Source organism: Belliella baltica DSM 15883 (assembly GCF_000265405.1).
Taxonomy (GTDB): Bacteria; Bacteroidota; Bacteroidia; order Cytophagales; family Cyclobacteriaceae; genus Belliella; species Belliella baltica.
The window spans coordinates 198,412-221,522 of sequence record NC_018010.1 but is presented as its reverse complement, the minus strand read 5'-3'; the positions used below and the strand labels follow the sequence as shown (position 1 = coordinate 221,522).

At 36.9% G+C, this 23,111-nt stretch carries 22 protein-coding genes and 1 pseudogene; 17 read left to right on the top strand and 6 right to left on the bottom strand.

Annotated features, from left to right (window positions below; translation table 11 throughout):
- Window positions 1-49 precede the first annotated feature (49 nt).
- The 4 genes from BELBA_RS01045 to BELBA_RS01030 all read left to right on the top strand — a co-directional run bounded on the left by BELBA_RS01045 (window position 50) and on the right by BELBA_RS01030 (window position 3,745).
- Window positions 50-919 carry a glycerophosphodiester phosphodiesterase gene (locus BELBA_RS01045; protein WP_014770895.1) on the top strand — a complete coding sequence of 290 codons (870 nt, stop codon included), beginning with the start codon at window positions 50-52 and terminating at the stop codon, window positions 917-919.
- A 47-nt stretch (window positions 920-966) separates the two neighbouring features.
- A complete protein-coding gene (locus BELBA_RS01040) occupies window positions 967-1,386 on the top strand; it encodes a hypothetical protein (RefSeq protein ID WP_041779171.1) in 420 nt (139 codons plus the stop codon).
- 118 nt (window positions 1,387-1,504) lie between these two features.
- The gene (locus BELBA_RS01035) at window positions 1,505-2,671 is read left to right on the top strand and encodes a hypothetical protein (protein WP_014770893.1); all 1,167 of its coding nucleotides are present in this window, start codon (window positions 1,505-1,507) and stop codon (window positions 2,669-2,671) included.
- A gap of 78 nt (window positions 2,672-2,749) precedes the next feature.
- Window positions 2,750-3,745, top strand: a complete 996-nt coding sequence (locus tag BELBA_RS01030) for an adenosine kinase (RefSeq protein ID WP_014770892.1) — start codon at window positions 2,750-2,752, stop codon at window positions 3,743-3,745.
- Window positions 3,746-3,815: 70 nt separating this feature from the next.
- Here BELBA_RS01030 and BELBA_RS01025 read toward each other — a convergent pair whose 3' ends face one another.
- From BELBA_RS01025 to BELBA_RS01005, 5 genes and pseudogenes are all read right to left on the bottom strand, one after another.
- Complete coding sequence (locus BELBA_RS01025) at window positions 3,816-4,340, bottom strand: FKBP-type peptidyl-prolyl cis-trans isomerase (RefSeq protein WP_041779457.1); 525 nt, start codon at window positions 4,338-4,340, stop codon at window positions 3,816-3,818.
- Between the two features lie 66 nt (window positions 4,341-4,406).
- Complete coding sequence (locus BELBA_RS01020) at window positions 4,407-4,724, bottom strand: hypothetical protein (RefSeq protein ID WP_014770890.1); 318 nt, start codon at window positions 4,722-4,724, stop codon at window positions 4,407-4,409.
- A 151-nt stretch (window positions 4,725-4,875) separates the two neighbouring features.
- Window positions 4,876-7,650 carry a leucine--tRNA ligase gene (leuS, locus tag BELBA_RS01015; RefSeq protein ID WP_014770889.1) on the bottom strand — a complete coding sequence of 925 codons (2,775 nt, stop codon included), beginning with the start codon at window positions 7,648-7,650 and terminating at the stop codon, window positions 4,876-4,878.
- Window positions 7,651-7,797: 147 nt separating this feature from the next.
- Window positions 7,798-8,730, bottom strand: coding sequence for a hypothetical protein (locus BELBA_RS01010; protein ID WP_157466039.1), 933 nt, complete (start codon window positions 8,728-8,730; stop codon window positions 7,798-7,800).
- A gap of 76 nt (window positions 8,731-8,806) precedes the next feature.
- Window positions 8,807-9,709 (bottom strand): annotated as a pseudogene (locus tag BELBA_RS01005) (mechanosensitive ion channel family protein).
- 158 nt (window positions 9,710-9,867) lie between these two features.
- Here BELBA_RS01005 and BELBA_RS01000 point away from each other — a divergent pair.
- The 4 genes from BELBA_RS01000 (at window position 9,868) to BELBA_RS00985 (ending at window position 14,578) form a co-directional block, all read left to right on the top strand.
- Window positions 9,868-11,409: a bifunctional GNAT family N-acetyltransferase/carbon-nitrogen hydrolase family protein gene (locus BELBA_RS01000; protein WP_014770887.1), complete on the top strand. Its 1,542-nt coding sequence runs from the start codon at window positions 9,868-9,870 to the stop codon at window positions 11,407-11,409.
- 3 nt (window positions 11,410-11,412) lie between these two features.
- Window positions 11,413-11,973 carry a KdsC family phosphatase gene (locus BELBA_RS00995; RefSeq protein ID WP_014770886.1) on the top strand — a complete coding sequence of 187 codons (561 nt, stop codon included), beginning with the start codon at window positions 11,413-11,415 and terminating at the stop codon, window positions 11,971-11,973.
- On the top strand, window positions 11,966-12,814 hold the full coding sequence (kdsA, locus tag BELBA_RS00990; protein ID WP_014770885.1) for a 3-deoxy-8-phosphooctulonate synthase: 849 nt from the start codon (window positions 11,966-11,968) through the stop codon (window positions 12,812-12,814). Before BELBA_RS00995 ends, kdsA begins: the two co-directional genes overlap by 8 nt.
- A gap of 66 nt (window positions 12,815-12,880) precedes the next feature.
- Window positions 12,881-14,578 (top strand): L,D-transpeptidase family protein, encoded by a 1,698-nt coding sequence (locus BELBA_RS00985; protein ID WP_041779170.1) that lies wholly within the window; start codon window positions 12,881-12,883, stop codon window positions 14,576-14,578.
- Here BELBA_RS00985 and BELBA_RS00980 read toward each other — a convergent pair.
- Entirely contained in the window at window positions 14,567-15,274 is a 708-nt protein-coding gene (locus BELBA_RS00980) for a murein L,D-transpeptidase catalytic domain family protein (RefSeq protein ID WP_014770883.1), read from the bottom strand. The genes BELBA_RS00985 and BELBA_RS00980 overlap by 12 nt on opposite strands.
- A gap of 352 nt (window positions 15,275-15,626) precedes the next feature.
- On the opposite strand from BELBA_RS00980, the gene BELBA_RS00975 reads away from it, so the two are divergent.
- The 9 genes from BELBA_RS00975 to guaA all read left to right on the top strand — a co-directional run bounded on the left by BELBA_RS00975 (window position 15,627) and on the right by guaA (window position 22,875).
- Window positions 15,627-16,037: a 6-pyruvoyl trahydropterin synthase family protein gene (locus tag BELBA_RS00975; protein WP_014770882.1), complete on the top strand. Its 411-nt coding sequence runs from the start codon at window positions 15,627-15,629 to the stop codon at window positions 16,035-16,037.
- The gene (gene folE, locus BELBA_RS00970; protein ID WP_014770881.1) at window positions 15,997-16,692 is read left to right on the top strand and encodes a GTP cyclohydrolase I FolE; all 696 of its coding nucleotides are present in this window, start codon (window positions 15,997-15,999) and stop codon (window positions 16,690-16,692) included. The genes BELBA_RS00975 and folE overlap by 41 nt, the downstream gene beginning before the upstream one ends.
- 118 nt (window positions 16,693-16,810) lie before the next feature.
- A complete protein-coding gene (locus BELBA_RS00965; RefSeq protein WP_014770880.1) occupies window positions 16,811-17,497 on the top strand; it encodes an SDR family NAD(P)-dependent oxidoreductase in 687 nt (228 codons plus the stop codon).
- Between the two features lie 79 nt (window positions 17,498-17,576).
- Window positions 17,577-17,840 carry a hypothetical protein gene (locus BELBA_RS00960; RefSeq protein WP_014770879.1) on the top strand — a complete coding sequence of 88 codons (264 nt, stop codon included), beginning with the start codon at window positions 17,577-17,579 and terminating at the stop codon, window positions 17,838-17,840.
- 24 nt (window positions 17,841-17,864) lie between these two features.
- Window positions 17,865-18,308 carry a hypothetical protein gene (locus tag BELBA_RS00955; protein ID WP_014770878.1) on the top strand — a complete coding sequence of 148 codons (444 nt, stop codon included), beginning with the start codon at window positions 17,865-17,867 and terminating at the stop codon, window positions 18,306-18,308.
- Window positions 18,305-18,937, top strand: a complete 633-nt coding sequence (locus tag BELBA_RS00950) for a flavin reductase family protein (protein WP_014770877.1) — start codon at window positions 18,305-18,307, stop codon at window positions 18,935-18,937. The genes BELBA_RS00955 and BELBA_RS00950 overlap by 4 nt, the downstream gene beginning before the upstream one ends.
- Before the next feature lie 162 nt (window positions 18,938-19,099).
- Entirely contained in the window at window positions 19,100-20,242 is a 1,143-nt protein-coding gene (locus BELBA_RS00945) for a hypothetical protein (protein WP_014770876.1), read from the top strand.
- A 19-nt stretch (window positions 20,243-20,261) separates the two neighbouring features.
- Window positions 20,262-21,269, top strand: coding sequence for a ligase-associated DNA damage response exonuclease (locus BELBA_RS00940; RefSeq protein WP_014770875.1), 1,008 nt, complete (start codon window positions 20,262-20,264; stop codon window positions 21,267-21,269).
- 76 nt (window positions 21,270-21,345) lie between these two features.
- Window positions 21,346-22,875, top strand: a complete 1,530-nt coding sequence (gene guaA, locus BELBA_RS00935; RefSeq protein ID WP_014770874.1) for a glutamine-hydrolyzing GMP synthase — start codon at window positions 21,346-21,348, stop codon at window positions 22,873-22,875.
- The last annotated feature ends 236 nt before the right edge of the window (window positions 22,876-23,111 follow it).

Below are 23,111 nucleotides of genomic sequence, written 5' to 3'. Positions count from 1 at the left end.
TGTGGTGATTTTTTGTTTTCGGACAAAGTGTAATTTGCAAATAAAAAACATGAAAAAGATTCTCCTTTTTGCTTTAGCTATGCTGCCAATGATTTTACAAGCACAGTTTTCTTATGATCTTCAAGGCCACCGTGGTGCGCGTGGTCTGATGCCGGAAAATACTATTCCAGCGATGATCAAAGCTTTGGATTTGGGAGTGACTACGCTTGAGTTGGATTTGGCAGTGACCAAAGATGGAGAGGTCATCATTTCGCATGAACCTTATATGAATCCATTGATTTGTCTAACACCTGAGGGGAAAGAAATTCCTGAAGGAGATAGAAGTCATAATATTTATCAAATGACATTCGAAGAGGTGAAGCAATACGATTCAGGCTCGAAATATCATTCAGGATTTCCACAGCAAGTCAAGTTTCATGTGACCAAACCAAGACTGAAGGATCTTTTTGAAGTGGTAGAGAAATATGTAGCCGATCACGATTTGCCTCAGCCAAATTACAATATCGAGATCAAAAGCAGTCCTGAAGGTGATGATGTTTATCATCCTAGTCCGGCTGAGTTTTCGGATATGGTTTACAAACTAATAGATTCCAGTATTTCATGGGACCGAGTGAATATACAGTCTTTCGATTTCCGTGTTTTAAAATATTACAATCAAAAATATCCTGAGGTGACTTTGGCGATGCTCATTACTGACTCAAGGAAATCACAGGAGCAATTGAAGGAACTTGGTTTTCAGCCAGAGATTTATTCTCCTTATTTCGTGGCTTTGACAAAGGATGTGGTTAGTGATTTGAAGGGAAAAGGTATGAAAGTAATTCCTTGGACTGTGAATACCACTGAACAAATGCAAAACTTGCTAGATATGGGTGTAGATGGAATTATCACAGATTTCCCAAATTTGGCTCCAAAACGTTGATTTATGGTTTTTTTGATTGGATTAATAAATGAAAGCAATTTTATTTCATGCGAAAAATATTCATTATTATCTGCCTTTTAGCGACACTTTCATGTCAGTCAAAAAAAGAAAAATCATTTAATTATTCTCTAGAAACAAGCAGTCATAATTTGGTAGGCTCTAGTGATTTGATTTTTGACAAGCCCTATCATATTATTAATGACACATTGTTTAGTTTTGATTCGTATCAGAGTAAAATCACAAAAACTCCGCTAAATGGCGAGGAAGGCAATGAGCTTATTCTCTCTTTTAGTTTTGATGAACAACCAAGTACATTTTATTATATCAATTCGGATTCCATAGTTTTTTCTACTGGAAATACATTGTTTATATCAGATCAGAAAGGTATTCAGTACCACTCCATTAGACTTTTTAGTAAACTAGACAAAAACAATCAATATCTACTTCAGGAGAATCATATTTTCTGATTTTTCTCCGAGCCTCTTTGTGTAATAAAAATATTTACCCCTTTTTCCTAAAAAAAGCCAAACTTCGGACTTTCAGATTATATGCTTATTTTTGGCTTTTCTTAATCAAAAGCAAAGCATGAAGATTGTAGAAGTAAGCAGCCCTGCGCATCAAAAGGAATTTATAGAAATGGCAGTTCAGCTGTATAAAAATGAGCCTAACTGGATTCGTCCTTTGGATAAAGATATTGAGGGTTTGTTTCATGCTGATATTAACAAATTATTCAAGCTTGGTGGAAAAGCTAAGAGGTGGCTGCTTCAAGATGAAAATGGAAAAACCATAGGGAGAGTCGCTGCATTTGTAAATCCAAAATGGAAAGAGAAACAGCCTACAGGTGGAATGGGGTTTTTTGAATGTGTAGAAAATCAAGAAGCAGCATTTCTTCTAATGGATACTGCCAAAAGCTGGCTTGAGGAACAAGGCATGGAAGCGATGGATGGACCAGTCAATTTTGGTGAAAGAGACAAATGGTGGGGTTTGTTAGTTCAGGGTTTTTCGCCTCCTAATTACAATATGCCTTGGAACTTTCCATACTATAAAGATTTCTTCGAAGCTTATGGCTTCCAAATCTATTTCAAGCAATTCACCTACATGCGTCCTGTTCAGGGAGTAGGCTTTGATCCGAAGATGATAGATAGAGCAAATAAAATCATTGGTGATCCTGATTTTGAATTCAAACACATGACTGGAAAAGAGCTTTCAGAAAAAGCTCCTGAGTACTTTATGACTGTTTACAATAAAGCATGGGCGAGACACATGGGGAAAAGTTTGACCCTTCGGGAAACTCAGTTGATGTTTGGAAAAATGAAGCCCATCATGGATGGGAGGTTGATTTATTTTGGATTTCATAAAGGCGAGCCGGTATCTTTTTTTATAAACATTCCAGAGATCAATCAGCTGTTCAAATATGTAAATGGAAAAATGGATTTGATTGGAAAATTGAAATTTGTTTGGAATAAGATTTTCAATCCACCGAATAAGATGCTTGGATTGGTTTTCGGAGTTGTTCCTGAATTTCAAGGAAAAGGTGTAGAAAGTGCGATGATCATGGCTTATAATGAGAAATTCGCGAAGCATGATTCCTTTCCATATAAGACAATAGAGATGAACTGGATCGGAGATTTCAATCCTAAAATGATGCGTGTCTGTGAGCAACTCAATGCAGAGATTTATAAAACACACCATACATATAGGTATCTTTTTGACAGAGAAAAAACTTTTGAAAGACACCCGATTTTCGAATAACTAAGACTAGAAAAAAAATAGAATCACATTTTCCGTACAGTATGTGTCGGAAAGATAATTAATTAGAAAAAAAATAGAATGAAGAAGTACGACGTAACAGGCATTGGAAATGCACTTGTAGATATTGAGTTTAAAGTTAAAGATCAGTTTTTTATCGACAATCAAGTTGAAAAGGGCTTGATGACTTTGGTAGATGAAGACAGGCAGAATGCCTTGATGAATGTCATCAATACAGCGGAAGCTAAAAAACAATGTGGAGGTTCTGCTGCCAATACTGTAATCGCAGTGAGTCAGTTTGGTGGAAAATCCTATTACTCATGCAAAGTAGCCAATGATGAGTTAGGTAAATTTTTCGTTGCAGATATGAAAGAAGCAGGTGTGGAAAATAACCTGAATCCTGAAAAACTGGAAGAAGGAATCACTGGAAAATGTCTGGTGATGGTAACAGAAGATGCGGAACGTACGATGAATACTTTCTTGGGAATCACTCAAACATATTCTGTAGCGGATGTCAATGAAGCAGCTATCAAAGATTCCAAATATCTCTACATCGAAGGCTACTTAGTGACTTCCGAAAATGGTAAAGCAGCCATGCGTCATGCCAAGAAATTAGCGGAAGACAATGGAGTGAAAGTAGCCATGACTTTCTCTGACCCTGCTATGGTGAAGTATTTCAAAGAGGCATTTGATGATGTAATCGGTCATAGTGTTGATATGCTTTTTGCCAATGAAGAAGAGGCCATGCTTTATACAGGAAAAGATAATCTGAAGGAAGCGAGAGAAGAATTGAAGAAAGTAGCCAAACATTTTGTAATCACCCAAGGAAAAAATGGGGCGATGATTTATGATGGGGATACTTTTATAGATATAGAACCGTATTCAACAACTGCTATTGACAGTAATGGAGCAGGTGATATGTTTGCAGGAGCATTTATGTATGGGATCACTAATGGCCATTCTTATGCTTCAAGTGGAAAGTTAGCATCCATGGCAAGTTCAAAAATTGTCAGTCAATTTGGTCCGCGATTACAATGGCACGAGGCCAAAGACATATTGGCAAGGTTAAATCCTTAAAACAAGTAGCCCTTCCGAATTTGATTCAGAAGGGCTATTTTATTTTTAAAAGGGTAATTTACACTGCTTTTCAATGCTGATGCCCATGTTCTCCATGCACATGACCGTGCTCGAGTTCTTCTTCTGTTGCTTCTCTGACATCAAAAATCTCTCCATCGAAGTGAAGGTCAAATCCTACCAAAGGATGATTGAAATCCAACAAGATTTCTTCGCCAAGGTCTTTGATTACTTTTGCTTGCATTGGGAAGCCATTTTCATCTACCAAAGGAAGGAAATTTCCTTCTTCAAGCATATTCGGCTCAAATCCATTTTGATCATTAAACTGACTTTTTGGCAATGCCATAATCATTTCTTCATCTGCTTCTCCATAAGCATCTTCTGAAATGATGATAAAATTAAATTTATCTCCTTTTTCTTTTCCAGCGAGTTCTTCTTCGAATTTTTCAGGTAAACCACTATTTCCAAAAAGGAAATAAAAGGGATCTTCCCCATCTCTTACTTCCACACTGAATGGTGCAGATTCCACTTCTTCCTCGTCCTTGCTTACTTTGAGTTCATAGGTAAGCCCTACTACTGAGTTTTTTGTAATTTTCATATTGATTTTTTCAGACTGCAAAGGTACATTTATTTTAATAAATGGCCTGAGAATCATCTGATTTCCTTATTTGATTGCTCCGTTAATCATGACTACGAACATTCCGAGCATACTCAAAACAAAGGTTAAAAACACCAATCCATGTTTTTTCTTCCAAGTACCATAAACAGCCAAACCAAAAATGGATAAGAAAAGCAATCCGAAAACAAGGATATTCAAGAGGTACAAGTCCTCTGAGGAATGGAAATAAGGCGCTTCAGGATTGTCAATTTGCAGGTGAACTTCTTCTCCAAATAATTTTATTCCGATCCATTCTCTAAGATATGCATAAGTAAAAATCCCGGAAGCCGACAATGCTGCAAATGTGATAAAAAATCTATTCATAATATTCCTATGGTCAATATTCGGGAAATTGATTGGGTTTTGGACAAAAGCAGAAGCATGTGGAAATAAATCTCCTTGCTAAGGAAATTTAAAAATAAAAACACTTTGCCCTGAGAAAAGCACTATGTAATTTATTCAGGGCAAAGTGTTTTTAAATAACAATATTGACAATCTTTCCAGGCACAACAATCATCTTTTTAGGAGCATTGCCTTCCAGCCATTTCTGTACGATTTCGTCTTCCAAAGCTGCTTTTTCTATCTCTTCTTTCGTCAAACTCAAAGAAAGTGAAAGTTTTGTCCTCATTTTCCCATTGATGGAAACTGGATATTCATGGCTGTTTTCTATCAAAAACTCTTCCTTGAATTCTGGGAAACTCGCATAAATGATAGATTTTTCATTGCCCAAGATTGCCCACAGCTCTTCTGCGATATGGGGTGCATAAGGAGAAACCAAAATTGCAAGTGGCTCCAAAATAGCTTTCTTATTGCATTTGAGTGCAGTCAGTTCATTCACACAGATCATAAAAGAAGCTACTGAAGTATTGAAAGAATAATTCTCTAAATCTTCTTCAGTCTTTTTGATTGTTTTGTGCAATGTTTTCAACTCTTCCTGGCTTGGAGCTTCATTGGAAATAGACACTTCACCATTACTGTCATGGTAAAGTTTCCAAAGCTTCTTTAAGAATTTCGATACACCGTCTATTCCATTGGTGTTCCAAGGTTTGAATTGCTCCAATGGACCCAAGAACATTTCATAAAGTCTCAAAGTATCCGCGCCATATCGTTCTATAATATCGTCTGGATTGACGACATTATATTTCGATTTGGACATTTTCTCAACTTCCGCACCACATATATATTTTCCGTCCTCAAGAATAAATTCCGCATCTGCTAAATCCGGTCTCCAAGTTTTGAATTTATCTAAGTTCAATTGATCATTGTGGACAATATTCACATCCACATGCATAGCAGAAGTTTCATAATCATCCTTCAATCCCAAGCTGATAAATTTGTTGCTTCCTTTGATTCTGTACACAAAATTTGACCTTCCTTGAATCATACCTTGGTTAATCATTTTTTGGAATGGCTCTTCGATATTGACTACGCCGATATCAAATAAGAACTTCGTCCAAAATCTTGAATAAAGAAGATGTCCGGTAGCATGTTCAGCTCCACCGATATATAAATCAACAGCACCCCAATATTTGGCGATTTCTTGATCCACGAATTGAGTTTCATTTTTTGGATCCATGTAGCGGAAGAAATACCAACTCGAGCCTGCCCAGCCTGGCATGGTGCTTCTTTCCAATGGAAATTCACCTTCAGCTGTTTTGTAATTCCAGTTTTTTGCTCTAGCCAAAGGAGGTTCACCATCTTCGGTTGGAAGATATTTATCTACCTCAGGAAGCACCAATGGCAAATCCTTTTCTTCAATCAAATAAGGAAGTCCATCTTTGAAATAGACTGGAAGTGGTTCGCCCCAATAGCGCTGACGCGTGAAAATCGCATCACGCATTCTGAATTGAATTTTACCTTTCCCGATTTTTCTTTCTTCTACGAATTCAATGGCTTTGTCCATTGCTGCCTGCATTTCTAATCCAGATAAAAAGTCAGAATTGATGATGGTTCCACCTTTTCCAGGAAAAGACCCTTCTTCCATGCTTCCTTCAATCACCTGACGGATTTCAAGTCCAAAGTGCTTGGCAAAATTATAATCTCTCTCGTCATGTGCTGGAACAGCCATCACAGCACCTGTCCCATATCCTGCTAAGACATAATCAGCGATCCATATCTGAATTTCTTCTCCATTGAATGGATTGATAGCATAAGAACCTGTAAATGCTCCCGAAATGGTCTTGACATCTGTCATCCTATCTCTTTCTGAGCGGTTTTTGGCTACTTCTACATAAGCTTCTGCTGTAGTTCTTTGATCTTCTGTGATCAAGTCTTCTACATAATCATGTTCAGGAGCCAATGCCAAATAGGTGACACCATAGATGGTATCTATTCTTGTGGTAAAAACCTTGATTTGCTTGTCATGCCCTTTGACTTGGAAAACCATCTCCGCACCCTTGGATTTTCCAATCCAGTTGCGTTGCATTTCTTTAATTGGTTCTGTCCATTCAACGGTGTCCAAGCCTTTTAGTAATCTGTCTGCATAAGCAGTGATTCGCATCGACCACTGCATCATCTTTTTTCGTTCAACAGGATGTCCTCCTCTTTCAGAAAAGCCATCTTTCACTTCGTCATTGGAGAGCACAGTCCCCAAGGCAGCGCACCAGTTTACAGTGGTTTCTGCCAAAAAAGTCAATCTATATTTTAAAAGGATTTCTTGTTGTTTTTCTTGATTGAAATTATTCCAGTCTGATGCTGAAAATTCACTCGTGTCTTCATCACAAACGGCATTCACTCCTGCATTTCCCTTATTCTCAAACCTACTGATCAAAGAATCTATACTTTTGGCTTTGTCTTCATCCTTATCATAATAGCTCTTGAAAAGCTGCATAAAGATCCATTGGGTCCAACGATAATAAGCAGGATCCGAAGTTCTCACTTCCTTATCCCAATCAAAAGCAAAACCGATATTTTTCAATTGCTCAGTATATCTTTTGATATTTTGCTCAGTTGTCACTGCTGGATGCTGACCAGTTTGAATGGCATATTGTTCCGCTGGAAGACCAAAAGAATCATAACCCATCGGATGAAGCACATTGAAGCCTTGAAGTCTTTTGTATCGAGTAATGATATCAGAAGCAATGTAACCTAATGGATGTCCCACATGCAACCCCGCACCTGAGGGATAAGGAAACATATCCAAAGAATAGAATTTAGGTTTGCTTGCATCAACTTTGGCATTGAAAATCTGGTTCTTTTCCCAATATGTCTGCCACTTTTTCTCTATTTCCTGCGAGTTATAATCAGCCATTTTTGAATTTGCGCTTTGATTTTTGTGAATTGCTTGCAAAAATAGAAAAATATGCGGGAAAAGAGGGTAGGATCATCAATACTTCAAGGAGTATTTTGTTTAAAGCTAAATTGTATATGAAGTTGAAAAAATAGATTTGGCTAAATTTTACCAGAATCTGAAACGTTTTTCGTAAAGTCTGTTTCTGAAAATCCAGTTGTCCCAAATGTCAGGTGAAAGATAAATTTCTATTCCTAAGTTCAAGCCCATATAACCATCAAATCTTTCTGTAAGTCCCGAACCACGACGAATTCTACCTCTATTATTTAATATTTTTTGAATATCTGGCTCTCCATTATCTTCTCTTAAAAATTGTGGGTTTCTAACTGCTAATCTTAATCGATCTTGATTGTTTCCACTTTGATAATCTGCAACCAAATCTTGATAAAACTCACTGATATTGTATGCGCTGATGTCATCCATATAATCGGTTAAGGTCCATCTGTAATTCAACTCTAAGGTTAAATCTGCATAAACGCTCAATTTGTACTTGGCTCCGATCCCTGTTGGGAAGACAATGATATATTTGTTGTAGGGATTGTTTTCAATTTGAAGCGGTCTTAGATCCACCCAGATGCCATTTAATTCAGCTTTTGGATCGTTTGAAGATACACCTACACCAGCAAATAAGAATAAATTAAAATAGCTTCGCGTAATATTATAAACCTTTACAGGCTTCCAATGAAACTCCCCAATCATCGAAGCTTCCATATTCCTTGCTCTGAAATGAAGATTCCTAGGATATCTAAATGCTCTTGGATCTGAAGGTGGATCTTGACCAGAAATTTGATAGTATGAAAACTCTGCTCTTGCACGAATTCTTGTTCCAAGTGTTCTTCTTACTGCTATATTAGCATTCCAGTCAGGTTGAATACCTTCATTATATTTCCAAAGTGAATAGAGCTCACCAAAATATTGCGTAGGACCGGTGGAGACTGAGATTGACCAAGGCTCTTCAAATCTATACCTATACAAACTTTGCCCAAAAGCCTGCTCAGATACCATGAAGAGTATCAAAAAGAAAATGATATTTCTGAGCATTTTTAACATTTGAAAAATTCCTTAATTTAAATTTTTGTACTTAAATGATTTTAACATGTAAATAAAGCAATATTCTTTAGCTTTTCAATTTTTCTCCGCCAGTGATCACATGAATATCTCTCTGAGGGAATGGGATTTCCACTCCTTCTTCTGAAAATTTTTTGAAAATATCATAATACAATTCGCTCTTTAAAACTTTAGGCTTGTTAATGTAATCGGATGACCAAACTCTTAAGGTAAAGTTGAGACTACTATCTGCAAATTCATCAAATAGAACATCAGGTTTTGGACTTTTCAAAACCCCTTCATTTCTATCGGCTACATCTAACAAAATAGCCCTGATTTTTTCTGGATTTTCTTTATAAGATACTCCGACAGGGAAGTTAAACCTGATATTTCTATCATTATGTGATCAGTTGATGACTTGACTGTCAATAAATTGAGAGTTGGGTACAATGACCGAAATATTATCATTCGTGACAATAGTTGTTGATCGTGCTGAAATCACAATTACATCTCCAGAGATATCTCCAACTTCTATTCGGCCCCCCACTTTGATAGGCTGCTCGAATAGGATTATCAGCCCACTTATAAAATTATTGGTGATATTTTGAAGTCCAAATCCAATACCTACACCTAAAGCCCCTGCTAAAATACCAAAAGCACTCAGATCAATTCCACTTGTTTGAAGAATGGAAAACATACCGGCGAAAATGATAAAGTATTTGACAATAGTTGCTGCGGACTGTCGGGTTCCCGGAGTAATTGCATAACGCACCAAAACTCGACTTACTAAAAATCTTCTTACTATTTCTGATACAATTAAAAGTAAGGTAATAGAAACCAAAAGTGTTAAAATAATGCTGACTGTAATACTTGATTCTCCAATGTTGAAAAGTCTCAGATCTAGGATTTTATTCATGTATTCCAAAAAATCATCAAAGGTTGTTTCTTTTAAATCTGTTAATTTTTCTTCCATTATCAATTTTGATTTCTTCTTATCTTTTAAATTTAATTAAATTATCATATTAATCAATATGGCTAAAAGTTTGTTTGATATTCGAAAGAATATACTGTTTTGGATTTAGAATGATTCTCTTTTAAAATATTTGCCTGAAATTTAATTAATTTTGTATCATGACTAAGCAAAAAGAAGAGTTAGAACACCGCTTAAAATTAAGAAATATCAAATTGTCTGATTATGATGATATTAGAGAGATCATGGTCAGTATTTATAAAGAGCCAGGGGGGGCATGGACTAGACAAGAGCTAAAAAACCAGCTTAAAGTTTTTCCTGAAGGTCAAATTTGCATTGAAGATAATGGCAAAGTTGTCGCTGCTGCACTCAGTTTAATTGTTGACTATACCAAATTTGGAGATAACCATACTTATGATCAAATCACAGGATATGGCAAGTTTGATACTCATGATGCTGATGGGGACACCCTTTATGGCACAGATGTATTTGTAGACAAAGAGTATCGCGGGATGCGTTTGGGAAGAAGACTTTATGATGCAAGGAAAGAACTTTGTGAAAATCTTAACTTGCGTTCTATCATTGCAGGTGGTCGAATCCCAGGTTACTCAAAATATTATGATCAGATGACACCAAGGAAATATATTGACTTGGTAAAAAGCAAGGAGATTTTTGATCCTGTGTTGTCTTTTCAGCTGGCGAATGAATTTCACGTAAGAAAAGTAATCACCAAATACCTTCCAGAAGATACCGACTCCAGAGCTTATGCAACACTTTTAGAATGGATCAATATCTATTACGAAAAAGACGAAAAGCTGATTGGTAACAAAAAATCCATAGTCCGACTTGGTTTGGTGCAATGGAAAATGCGTCGCTTCAATGATGTCGATGATTTGATGCAGCAAGTAGAGTTTTTTGTTGATACTGTTTCAGGATATAAATCTGATTTCTGCCTTCTGCCTGAGTTTTTCAACGCGCCACTTCTAGCAGCTTTCAACGATATGGATGCTTCAGAGGCAATTAGAAACTTGGCGGACTATACAGATGAAATTGTCACTAGAATGAGAGACTTGGCACTTTCATACAATGTGAACATTATTGCTGGAAGTATGCCGGAATATGATGGCAAAAAGCTTCGGAACGTAAGTTATCTCTGTAGAAGAGATGGTACTGTAGATAAGCAGTATAAATTGCATATTACACCCGACGAACAATCATATTGGGGTTTACAGGGTGGAAATGGAATTAAAGTATTTGATACCGATGCAGGAAAAATAGGAATTTTGATTTGTTACGACGTGGAATTTCCTGAATTGGGAAGAATTCTTGCAGAGCAAGAAATGGATATTTTATTTGTGCCTTACTGGACTGATACCAAAAATGCCTTCTTGCGTGTCAATACTTGTGCAAAAGCACGTGCTGTGGAAAATGAGTGTTATGTTGCCATCACAGGATCTGTAGGTAATCTTCCGCGTGTGGAAAATATGGATATTCAGTATTCTCAAGCTGCAATTTATTCTCCATCTGACTTTTCTTTTCCTCATGATGCCACAGTGGCTCAAGCTTCTGAAAATGCGGAAACTACCATCGTTGCAGATGTGGATTTGGATCTTCTCACCAAACAAAGGAAAGCTGGAAGTGTAAGAAACTTAGATCAAAGAAGATTGGACCTTTATTCAATTCATTGGAAGAAAAAGAAATAAATTATGCAAAATTATCTCTCAGGTTTGACTGAGGAAATAAAAAATAAAGCAAGTGCAATTCGATTGATAATCACAGATGTTGATGGAGTTCTTACTGATGGAGGTATCATCTATGACGATAATCAACTTGAGTATAAGCGGTTTAATGTAAAAGACGGTTTAATAGTCAGTCACTTACGGAAAAACGGAGTCATGGTCGGAGCCATCACAGGTCGGAAGTCAAAAGTGGTAGAAGATCGATGTGAAGAATTGAATTTTGATTTTCATTATCACGGAGTAAAAGACAAAGGAAAGAAATTGAAAGAGGTGTTGGAAACTTTGGAAATACAGCTGTCAGAGGTAGCTTATTTAGGGGATGATTTGATCGATTTGCCCATCTTGACGCAAGTAGGGTTGTCAGTTTGTCCAGCCGATGCTTTGCCTTATATTCAGGATAAAGTCGACTTGGTATCATCTCTGAATGGTGGACAAGGGGTGTTTAGAGAAGTTGGCGATATTGTACTGATAGCAAAAGGGTTATTAGATGGAATTATTGAGAAACTAGTAAATCAAACTCATGAATAGAAATACACAGGTAATGAAAATCACCGAAAATGTGATTTTGGGAGCAGATAAGCCCGTACTTTTTGCAGGCCCATGTGCCGTTGAAAGTTTTGATATTTGCATAGAAATTGGTTCAAAAGTAAAAGAGCTGTCGGAAAAATTTGGTTTTTCTTATGTTTTCAAAGCATCTTTTGACAAAGCAAATAGGACTTCCTCTGGATCATTCAGAAGTATCGGCATGGATAAATCCCTGGAAGTTTTACAAAGGGTTGGAAAGCAGCTGAATGTTCCTTTAGTAACTGATATTCATGAAAGTTATCAAGCAGCTGAGGTAGCAGAAGTTGTTGATGTACTTCAGATTCCAGCATTTCTATGTCGTCAAACAGATTTGTTGTTGGCTGCGGGAAATACAGGCAAAGCGGTAAAAATCAAAAGAGGTCAGTTTATGGCACCGGAAGATATGCAGTACGCGGTGACCAAAGTGCGATCTACTGGGAATGAAAATGTTTGTTTGACAGAAAGAGGATTTTCCCTTGGATATCACAACCTTGTAGTCGATATGCGAGGGCTTCCAATCATGCGCCAATTTGCCCCCGTGGTTTTTGATATCACACATAGTGTGCAACAGCCAGGTGGTCAAGGTGGCACAAGTGGAGGTCAGCGGGAATTTGCTCCTTTTTTGGCAAGAGCAGCCGCAGCAACTGGAATTGATGGGTTTTTTATTGAAACACATCCTGAACCTGAAAAGGCACTGAGTGATGGACCAAATTTAATTCCTTTACACAAAATGGAAGGTTTTCTTGAGATGCTGAAAGAGTCTTGGGAACTTGGAAGAAAATATCAGGATTTTCAAGTGAAATAATATCAAATCATTTAAAAAAGGGAATTCAACTTGTTGAACTCCCTTTTTTTTTGGACTTTTAAAGATATGAAGAAGCTGTATATTTCATCCTTTGTGCTATTTATAGTCGTTTTTTTACCCCATAAATCCTTTTCTCAAAACCCTCAAGTGCTGATTTCAGGCTTTATCAGGAATCTAATAGAAATGGATAGTCCTGAAAATGGCGGTCAAGTTTATGATCAAGAATTATTCAGTTCTGTCGTCATCAAAAGATTTTATAGTGACAGATTTTTTAGTCCTACTTGGTCCAATGGCATAGTACTTCCTGAGATAGCTTATGAAATGCGCTATGAAATTCAGCAAATTAAATTTGACGGTCTCAACCCAACAGATTATCACCTGAATGCCATCAATGCGCTTTTTGAAAAATATGAAAATTCAAAAAATGCAAATGGAGATTTCTCACTCTCAGATTTTGCAGCTTTGGATGTGTTATTAACCGATGCTTATATCCTTATTTCCTCTCATCTTTATTTGGGTAAAGTTAATCCCGAAAACCTTAAAGCTGAATGGAATATTCAAAGATCAGCACCTGAGTTGTTGATTGATAAAAGGCTTGTTGAAGCCATTGTAAACGGGAATATTAGAAAAAGTTTTGAAGAACTTTATCCATCATTTTCTATCTATAAAAGAATGAGAGATGGGTTGAGGTTGATGTACGAGCATCAAGAAAGATTTGAAGAGAAATATATTGGGAAGTGGAAAAGGCTAAAAATAGATAAATCTATAAAAGTAGGAGAGGCTCATAATCAAATTGAAGAAATCAGATCTCGGTTGCAGTTTTGGAATTTTGTAGATCAGTATTTTCCTAAGGAAGAGAAAGTTTACGATAGCCTAATGGTAGAAGGAATCAAGACTTTACAAAGAAGGCATGGACTTGTGGCAGATGGGGTGATCGGACAAGAAACGATTCATGCGCTCAATCAATCTCCTGAAGACCTTGTTGCTACCGCAAAGGTGAATTTAGAAAGATTGAGATGGCTTCCTGCTGCTCTCAAAGAGCAAGAATTGATTTTGGTAAATACTGCCAATTTTCAGCTCGATTTTATTTCCAAGAGAGATACTGTTTTAACCTCAAAAGTGATCGTTGGCAAAAGCTATCATTCCACACCACAGTTTAGCGCAGAAATGTCTTACTTGGTATTCAGCCCTACTTGGACCGTACCAAATTCTATTACAAGGAATGAAATTATCCCTTCCATAAGAAAGAATCCTAATTATTTGGCAAGCAAAAATATGAATGTCATCACCAATTCTGGAGCCATTGTTAACCCTTCTACTATTGATTGGCAAAAAATTAATCCAAGGAATTTCCCTTACATGATCAGACAAGAACCCGGTGAGCAAAATTCTTTGGGATTGGTAAAATTTATGTTTCCAAATAAGTATAGTGTTTACATTCACGATACACCGAGTAGAAGCTTGTTTGCAAGGGAAGATAGAGCCTTAAGCCATGGATGTATTCGAATTGAAAAGCCCCAAGAATTAGCAGAGTTACTTTTGGCTAGTGATAAGCAATGGACCAGCGATAAAATCAAGGAATCAATGGGCCTAAAAAGGGAAAAAGTTGTCAACTTGGATAGAAAAATCCCAGTTGTAATTTTCTACCTGACTTATTGGGCAGATTCTACCGGGCATCAATTTTTCCGTAAAGATATTTACGATAGAGATTCTGAAGTATTAAAAGTCCTCAGTGAAGCCCCCAAAGAAAAATCAAGAATTTAGGATATTCGATTTTGTTAGATAATTGGGATCATTTCCGTAAATAAAAAGCACAGATTGTTCTTTAATCAGATCAATAACCATTGCCGTTTCTTCTTGAGGAAGTGCAGGACATCCTAGACTTCTGCCAAGTCGCCCCGTTTGCTGAATGAATTCTTCTTCTGCATATGCGGCTCCATGAATCACAATTGCTCTTTCTCTCGCTTTATCATTGAATCCAGCTTCCAATCCATCTAAGCGCAAGGAGTATCCATGTTTTCCTTGGTACGTTTCTCCTGTGAGGTAAAAACCAAGACTACTCATGTATGATGAGTTTGTGTTGGAGAAATTTTTGGCCATCAAATCCCCAGAGTTTCTTCCATGAGATACAAATCCATGATGAATAATCTCTCCGGAATTCATTTCAATGATCCAAAGCCTCTTTTGAGTAGATGGAAGAGAAAAATCTATAACTGCTAAAGGTTTACTTTCAGAAATACCTCTTTCTTTTCGTACTTTTTGATATCCCGAAAGGGCGAAATTTAGAATATTGACTGAAGGTAAATCATATCCTTTATTCAAAGGATTACTTTTGATATAGTCAACATCTAATAAAATATTTTCTTCAAGTTTTTTGGTATCAAATACATCATCAGCAGAAATTAAGTTGGTATAAACAGCCGAAAAGATAAATATGATAGAAAGGGTGATTTTTTTCATACCTCAGAGTAATGCAATTCAAATTAAGAAAGTTCCATTAAATTCATAATCAGTATATTGGATAAATTATTGTTTAACAGGTTGAATTTATAAGATAAAAAAAATAATTAACCATTTTTCCATCTTTGAAGAATTATTTCATCAATTAATTAGGCCTAAAAAGCAGTTTGGAACTGTTTCTTACCAAATGAATGTTTGATGTCGTAATTGAAAACAGCAGTTATCTTTACAAAAACATTCCAGATAAATACAAAATGAATTTATTCATCTGTTTTTCAACGTTTTAAAATTTTTGTTTAAAGAATTATATTAAATATTAAACAAAAATTAAAAAGCACAAGTTTACTAATCAATGAAAATAGCAGTATACAGAAAAGAGCACTTCAACTGTGCACATAGGTTACATAATCCTTCATTGTCTGAGGAGAAGAATGAAAAAGTCTTTGGAAAATGCAACAATAAAAACTATCATGGTCATAATTATGACTTAACTGTTAAACTTGTTGGTCCCGTTGATCCAGAAACAGGCTATGTTTTTGATATGAAAGTACTCAGTGACATTATCAAGATAAATGTTTTAAATAAATTTGATCATAAAAATTTAAACCTAGACACAGATGAATTTAAAGACCTTAACCCAACTGCGGAAAACATTGCAGTGGTTATTTGGAATATTTTAAGAAAAGAAATTGATAACAAATACGAATTAACTATTCGACTATATGAAACAGAAAGAAACTTTGTTGAATACGATGGGAATTAATATCAGCAGGGATATTGATGAGATTGGTGATGAACATGTAGGCACATCCTTTGAAACTCCCCTTCGTGAAGATGCCTTTGAAATGGATGATGAGCTTAAAATTGAGTTGATCGAAAAGCACTTCAGAGAAATCATGCATGTTTTAGGACTCGACCTGACAGATGACAGCTTGAAAGGAACTCCTAGGAGAGTTGCTAAAATGTATATCCAAGAGATTTTTAGTGGACTTGACCCGAAAAACAAGCCTGACGCTAAATTATTTGAGAATAAATACAAATACAATGAGATGTTGGTGGAGAAGGATATCACTTTCTTTTCCAACTGCGAACATCATTTCGTGCCTATCTATGGGAAAGCGCATGTCGCTTATATTTCTAATGGTACAGTAATCGGACTTTCTAAAATCAATAGAATAGTTCAGTATTTTGCCAAAAGACCTCAGGTTCAAGAAAGATTGACTATGCAGATTGGTAATGAATTGAAAGAAATTTTGGGCACAGATGATGTGGCAGTTGTCATCGATGCACATCACATGTGTGTTTCTTCAAGAGGTATAAAAGACGTGAATAGTTCCACAGTTACTTCTTTCTACAGCGGTAAATTTGAAAAAGAAGAGCATACTAGAAATGAATTTATGAAATACATTTCTTTATAAATAGATCATAAAACTAAACCAACAAAACTGGCCAAAACGTAAGTTTTGGTCTTTTTTTATATCATTTTTAACAAAACATTTTGCCTCAAAATTGATTAATTATATAAAGACAGTTGGAATGAAAAATAAAAACATTGTAGTCATAGGAGGTAATTCTGGGATAGGTGCTGAAGTTATTTCAAAGCTGGAAAAACAAGGAGCTATTGTCTATTCTTATTCAAAATCCTTATCAGGAGATTCTCACCTAGACGTTACTACGGACTTTAAGGACATACAGGGTTTACCAGAAATTATTGATGGATTGGTATATTGTCCAGGGACGATCAACTTGAAACCTTTTCATAGATTTTCAATAGAAGATTTCAAAAATGACTTTGAAATCAATTTACTGGGAGCAGTGAAGGTTCTGCAAGCTTGTCTCAAAGGCATGAAAAAGTCTGATACTGCATCTGTAGTATTGTACAGTACAGTAGCAGTAGGTGTTGGTTTAGGTTTCCATTCTTCTATCGCTAGCGCAAAAGGGGCAGTAGAAGGACTTACCAGATCTTTGGCGGCTGAGTGGGCTCCAAACAAAATAAGAGTAAATTGTGTAGCACCATCTTTGACCGATACTCCACTAGCAAATCAACTTTTGGGGAATGATGATAAAAAGGAAGCTTCAAACAAAAGGCATCCATTAGGAAGATATGGTCAACCTCAAGACATTGCTGCGGCGACAGTTTATTTACTTTCAGATGACGCATCTTGGATGACGGGTCAGATTTTGCACCTTGATGGAGGAATGTCTTCCGTAAAAGGAATTTAAGTAAGTTTTGTTTAAACAAAACAAGTATTAAAAAAGTAATAACTCAGGGTATGTTCCCTGAGTAACAAGTACAATGATTATGAAAACTCCACCGGAATCTTTTTTGATTTTCAAGGAAGAACTGAAGAAGGCAAGACTTGAGAAAGAGAGACTTCAAAAGGAATATGAGGCAAAACTATCTGAAATGAATCTTGAATTGGATAGGTTGAAAGAGCAGATATCTGCACAACAAGAGTTGATGAAAACAACCTTGGAGTACGCAATTCGTTTAGAGGAGAACTTAGATACCTTTAAGGTCGAAGTAGCCAATACACCTACGATGAAAAAAAAGTCGTTTCACTAACCATCCAATCTAACCTTCATTACAATGAACGCAACAGTAAATCTTATTGAAACAAATAATTTTGAACTGATATTTGAGGAAAGGGACGCCAAAGTATATGCAAGCCCGGAAAAAGGAATAGTTATCTGTGAATTGCTTTCTGATTATGTGCCCATTGACAATTTTAAAAGTATCTTTTTAAGAATTTCTGAAATTATCAAGCAAGGTGGCTATTCCAAGTTTATATTTGACAAAAGAGCTTTGAGAGCTTTTCACCAGCCGAGTATGGAATGGTATTTCCTACATTGGAAAAATGAAATGCTGGAATATGGAGTCTCACAGCATAGAAAAATTCTTCCAGCTGAAAAATGGTTTGAGAAAATGGTTATGATTGCCAAAGAACAAATCCTCAAAAATAATCCTGACAATATCATCGAGAAACTGGATATCAGATATTGTGATTCCATAGAAGAAGCGATTGCTATATGATGAAAGCTTTCACTAAACAATCCCTGCTAGAAGCTGATTCAGCCTTTAGAAGGGATTTTGTCAATGCGCTTGCGGGCTACAAAAGCTTGAACCTTATCGGGTCGAAAAGTCATGCAGGACAAACCAACTTAGCACCTTTTTCTCAAGTATTTCACATCGGAGCAAGTCCTCCATTGGTTGGAATCTTGTTTCGCCCACATACTGTAGAAAGACATACACTTGAAAATATCCTTGAAACCGAATATTTCACACTCAATCACGTGCATGAATCTTTTTATCAACAAGCACATCAGACTGCAGCGAGTTATAAAGTATCTGAGTTTGAAGCAACAGGGTTAAAAGAATCCTATAAAAATGATTTTTTTGCTCCTTTTGTAGAAGGTAGCCGAGTTCAGTTGGCTTGTAAGCTGGTCGAAAAACAAACCTTACAGGTAAATGGAACGGTTTTTATCATCGCTTCCATCGAAGAAGTTCATGTGGATGCCGAGGGGCTTAGAGCAGATGGTTCCTTGGATTTGGAAGCCTTGGGAACTGTGACGGTATCGGGTTTAGATGAATATTATGTAGGAAAGAGATTGGCTAAATTGAGTTATCCTAAACCTGGGAAGGATTTGGAGGTGTTGATTTAACTCGATTCCTTTTAGTGTTTCATTTATATTTTATTATCATTCATAAGATATATTTTTGATCTCTAGATTCCCCCTTTTCATCACTTTTAAGCTTATTTTGATAGCGTATTTTTTGATTATAAACTTTTATTAGTTTGATTTAAGTCCACTAATTTTATTTCTATGAAAAAGCTATTTGTTTTTGCGGTTTCAGCAGTTTTGTTAATCAATCTTATTTCATGTCAAGACTCCAAAGAAGAAAACACCGTTGTCAATGATATAGAACTTGCAATTATTGACAGTTTACAGATTGATCATCTTGGCGAACTCTATTTGATTGATCTGAAAGAAGATCGGTCAGAATACCTTTTGTATGACGTCTTTACAAATGATTTTTTGAGAGTGGACCCAGCTGGAAATATATTACAACAAATCAATCGAACCGGTGATGGGAAAGACAACTATCAATCGGATTATTTTATGACAGTTCAATACCTTGAGAGTGGAGATATTTTGATAGAAACGTTCGGTATGCAATTTATTTACGATGGCGAATTTGCATTGAAAGATAAACGGCAAACTCCTTTTAGCCCAGTTACCAACAGAATTATGGGGTCCACTGTTAATCTCCCTATTGGGGATATGATGTTTTCACATGCTTTTCATACTGAAGACCCACGGGAAGAGTTTTCAGAGAGTTTTTATGTTGATTATCCACTACTGACATCCTATAAACTTGATGACTTTTCGGTTATAGCTAAAGAAAAATTACCGAGGGAAAGTCAAATGGTCCTTAATCCGGGTAGTTATAATTTTGAAAACCCTCTTGCAGTTTATCATAACAAGGAACTCTATATCAACTTTACGTCTTCTCCAGAGATATATGTATATAACTTTCCTTCAATGGAGCTAAAAAGAACTATTGCCTTAAATCCAGGAGAAAATTACATGCAAAATTTACCCAGTGACCCAAATGAAAATTTTGGGAAATTCTTCAATAGATTAAAGTACTCTACATTTGAAGGTTTCAATTTTTCTAATGGATATTTACTCACTTGGTATAAAGGAGGAGCTCCTAAAGAAGAAGTCGATGCTTTGCCAAGAAACGTGGTAGGACAGCCGGAATTTTTAGCCTTAGAAAAAAAATACAAAAAGACTTATTATCAGGTTTTCGATGGAGATAAGAAAATCTGGGAAGGTGAAAAAGATATTAAGCTTACAAGTTGTAGAAATGTCTTATACAGTAAATTGAAAGAAGGAGAAAAAGCCGATGAAGTTGAAAAGGACTTTGAAACTTTTTATTTCTACGGTGTAAACATTGACTAACCGGTGACGTTCTTTGAATATGGCACTGCTGGAATTGACTGCTTCAGGACTCTATTGTCCCCAGGCTGATGTATTTATTGATCCTTGGAAGCCTGTCGATAAGGCAGTCATAACCCATGCCCATGCGGACCACTCCCGATGGGGGATGAAGCATTATTTAGCACACCATCATTCGGAACAAGTAATGCGGCTGAGGTTGGGACAGGATATCAATTTAGAGACGCTGGAATACAGGGAACCAATTCATATCAATGGTGTGCAGATTTCGCTCCATCCAGCAGGACACATTCCCGGTTCAGCACAGGTGAGGCTAGAGTACAAAGGGAAAATTGTAGTAGTCTCAGGAGATTATAAAGTGGAAGATGATGGACTTGCAGCGGCATTTGAACCGGTCAAATGCCATGAATTTGTATCTGAATGTACCTTTGGCATGCCAGTTTACACTTGGGAGCCGCAAGCGGTGATCATTGAAAAAATCAATGCATGGTGGAAAGCAAACGCCGATCAGGGTAGGAATTCGGTGCTTTTTGCATATTCCTTAGGCAAAGCTCAACGGGTTATCAATAATTTAGACCTGTCCATTGGAGAAGTTTTCGCCCATGGAGCCATATGGAATGTCAATCAAGCCTTAATCGCAAATGGGGTGAAAGTGAGAGATATTCCCAAAGTCACACAAGAGATTCCAAAAAGTAGATTCAAAGGATGCTTGATTATGGCACCGCCTTCTGCCATGGGAACACCGTGGATGAAAAAGTTTTCTCCATACCGCACAGGTGTTTGTTCAGGTTGGATGACCATCCGTGGGGCAAGAAGGAGAAGAGCTGTGGATACGGGATTTGTCTTATCAGATCATGCAGATTGGCCAGGATTAATTCAGGCAATTCAAGCAACAGAGGCAGAGAAAGTTTATCTCACACATGGAAGCACAGCTGTTTTTGAAAGATACTTGGAAGATGAGTTGGGTGTGGAGGCTGTGGCTTTGGAAACGCTTTTTGAAGGAGATAATGCAAGTTTCAACGAAGATTGATTTGAGCAGCCAAATATTCTTCCGAAAATTTTAGCATTTAATTTTACCAATTGTCATGGGCTGATTACCTTTGCGCATGGCAGAACAGATTTTGATCCTTGATTTTGGTTCTCAGTACACGCAACTCATCGCCCGAAGAGTTAGAGAACTCAATGTATATTGCGAAATTCATCCTTATAATAATATTCCTGAAATCACCTCAGACATCAAAGGGGTAATCCTTTCGGGAAGTCCTTGCTCAGTAAGAGACGAAGGATCACCGGATTTAGATTTAGATATTTTTAGAGGTAAACTCCCACTTTTGGGTGTTTGCTATGGTTCCCAACTCCTTGCGCACAAATATGGAGGTGAAGTGCTTCCTTCTGAAATTAGAGAATACGGAAGGGCCAATTTAAATCATATCGACACCCACTTCGATCTACTCAAAGAAATGAGTCATGGATCAACTGTTTGGATGTCACATGGAGATACTATCAAGGAATTGCCTGATGGATTTGATGTAATCGCAAGTACCTCATCTGTCCGTGTAGCAGCATTCAAAATTCAAAATGAAGAAACGTATGGGATTCAATTTCACCCAGAGGTAACACACTCTTCAGAAGGCAAAAACCTTCTTAGAAATTTCGTAGTTCAGATTTGTGGATGTGCCCAAGATTGGACCTCTGATGTATTTATCGATGCAACGGTTGAAGACTTGAGAACCAAGATCGGCCAAGACAAAGTTGTCATGGGATTGTCAGGTGGAGTAGATTCTTCTGTAGCGGCAACCTTGATTCACAGAGCTATTGGAGCCAACCTCTATTGTGTGTTTGTTGATAATGGTCTTTTGAGAAAGAACGAATTCGAGGAAGTACTGCATTCTTACAAAGACATGGGACTAAACGTGATCGGCGTAGATGCAAAGCAGCGATTTTATGATGCTTTAGCAGGAGTGTCTGATCCCGAATTGAAAAGAAAGGCGATAGGAAATGCTTTTATCGAAGTTTTTGATCTGGAAGCAAACAAGATTGATGGAGTCAAGTGGTTGGGTCAAGGTACAATTTATCCTGATGTGATCGAATCTATTTCTGTCAAAGGTCCTTCTGCAACCATCAAATCCCACCACAATGTGGGCGGCCTTCCTGATTTCATGAAACTGTCTGTCGTTGAGCCACTAAATACACTCTTCAAAGATGAAGTGAGAGAAGTAGGAAGAGCTTTGGAAATTCCTGAAACGATCGTAGGAAGGCATCCTTTTCCAGGGCCAGGACTTGCTATCAGAATTTTAGGAGATATCACAGCCGAAAAAGTAAAGACACTCCAAGAAGTAGATTACATCTTTATCCAAGGCCTCAAAGACCATGGACTCTATGACCAAGTTTGGCAAGCAGGAGCGATCCTTTTACCAATCCAATCTGTCGGAGTTATGGGTGACGAAAGAACCTATGAAAAAGTGGTTGCCCTTAGAGCAGTAGGTTCTGTAGATGGAATGACAGCAGACTGGATTCACCTGCCTTATGAATTTCTTGGTAAAATGTCTAACGAAATCATCAATAGAGTCAAAGGAGTAAATAGAGTAGTTTACGATATTTCTTCTAAGCCACCTGCAACGATCGAGTGGGAATAGAATTTAATTTCCCCAAATGAATTGTAAACATTTAAGCCAAAGCATCTGCTTTGGCTTTTTTCTTTTCTATGACCGTAAAATGGATTAAATTCGTAGCCAATATTACAGGAACGATATTTGGACTGCTGTGGACTGTTGACGGTGGACACCTGTGCGCCTGTTGACAATTATCAGCATGATTATTTGTGAATAATATTCATCCTGATGTCATAGCGGATAATCATAAAATGATATAA

Coding starts and splice junctions, on each gene's coding strand:
- BELBA_RS01045 (WP_014770895.1), top strand. CDS start 50: ATGAAAAAGATTCTCCTTTTTGCTTTAGCTATGCTGCCAATGATTTTA.
- BELBA_RS01040 (WP_041779171.1), top strand. CDS start 967: ATGCGAAAAATATTCATTATTATCTGCCTTTTAGCGACACTTTCATGT.
- BELBA_RS01035 (WP_014770893.1), top strand. CDS start 1,505: ATGAAGATTGTAGAAGTAAGCAGCCCTGCGCATCAAAAGGAATTTATA.
- BELBA_RS01030 (WP_014770892.1), top strand. CDS start 2,750: ATGAAGAAGTACGACGTAACAGGCATTGGAAATGCACTTGTAGATATT.
- BELBA_RS01025 (WP_041779457.1), bottom strand. CDS start 4,340: ATGAAAATTACAAAAAACTCAGTAGTAGGGCTTACCTATGAACTCAAA.
- BELBA_RS01020 (WP_014770890.1), bottom strand. CDS start 4,724: ATGAATAGATTTTTTATCACATTTGCAGCATTGTCGGCTTCCGGGATT.
- leuS (WP_014770889.1), bottom strand. CDS start 7,650: ATGGCTGATTATAACTCGCAGGAAATAGAGAAAAAGTGGCAGACATAT.
- BELBA_RS01010 (WP_157466039.1), bottom strand. CDS start 8,730: ATGCTCAGAAATATCATTTTCTTTTTGATACTCTTCATGGTATCTGAG.
- BELBA_RS01000 (WP_014770887.1), top strand. CDS start 9,868: ATGACTAAGCAAAAAGAAGAGTTAGAACACCGCTTAAAATTAAGAAAT.
- BELBA_RS00995 (WP_014770886.1), top strand. CDS start 11,413: ATGCAAAATTATCTCTCAGGTTTGACTGAGGAAATAAAAAATAAAGCA.
- kdsA (WP_014770885.1), top strand. CDS start 11,966: ATGAATAGAAATACACAGGTAATGAAAATCACCGAAAATGTGATTTTG.
- BELBA_RS00985 (WP_041779170.1), top strand. CDS start 12,881: ATGAAGAAGCTGTATATTTCATCCTTTGTGCTATTTATAGTCGTTTTT.
- BELBA_RS00980 (WP_014770883.1), bottom strand. CDS start 15,274: ATGAAAAAAATCACCCTTTCTATCATATTTATCTTTTCGGCTGTTTAT.
- BELBA_RS00975 (WP_014770882.1), top strand. CDS start 15,627: ATGAAAATAGCAGTATACAGAAAAGAGCACTTCAACTGTGCACATAGG.
- folE (WP_014770881.1), top strand. CDS start 15,997: ATGAAACAGAAAGAAACTTTGTTGAATACGATGGGAATTAATATCAGC.
- BELBA_RS00965 (WP_014770880.1), top strand. CDS start 16,811: ATGAAAAATAAAAACATTGTAGTCATAGGAGGTAATTCTGGGATAGGT.
- BELBA_RS00960 (WP_014770879.1), top strand. CDS start 17,577: ATGAAAACTCCACCGGAATCTTTTTTGATTTTCAAGGAAGAACTGAAG.
- BELBA_RS00955 (WP_014770878.1), top strand. CDS start 17,865: ATGAACGCAACAGTAAATCTTATTGAAACAAATAATTTTGAACTGATA.
- BELBA_RS00950 (WP_014770877.1), top strand. CDS start 18,305: ATGATGAAAGCTTTCACTAAACAATCCCTGCTAGAAGCTGATTCAGCC.
- BELBA_RS00945 (WP_014770876.1), top strand. CDS start 19,100: ATGAAAAAGCTATTTGTTTTTGCGGTTTCAGCAGTTTTGTTAATCAAT.
- BELBA_RS00940 (WP_014770875.1), top strand. CDS start 20,262: ATGGCACTGCTGGAATTGACTGCTTCAGGACTCTATTGTCCCCAGGCT.
- guaA (WP_014770874.1), top strand. CDS start 21,346: ATGGCAGAACAGATTTTGATCCTTGATTTTGGTTCTCAGTACACGCAA.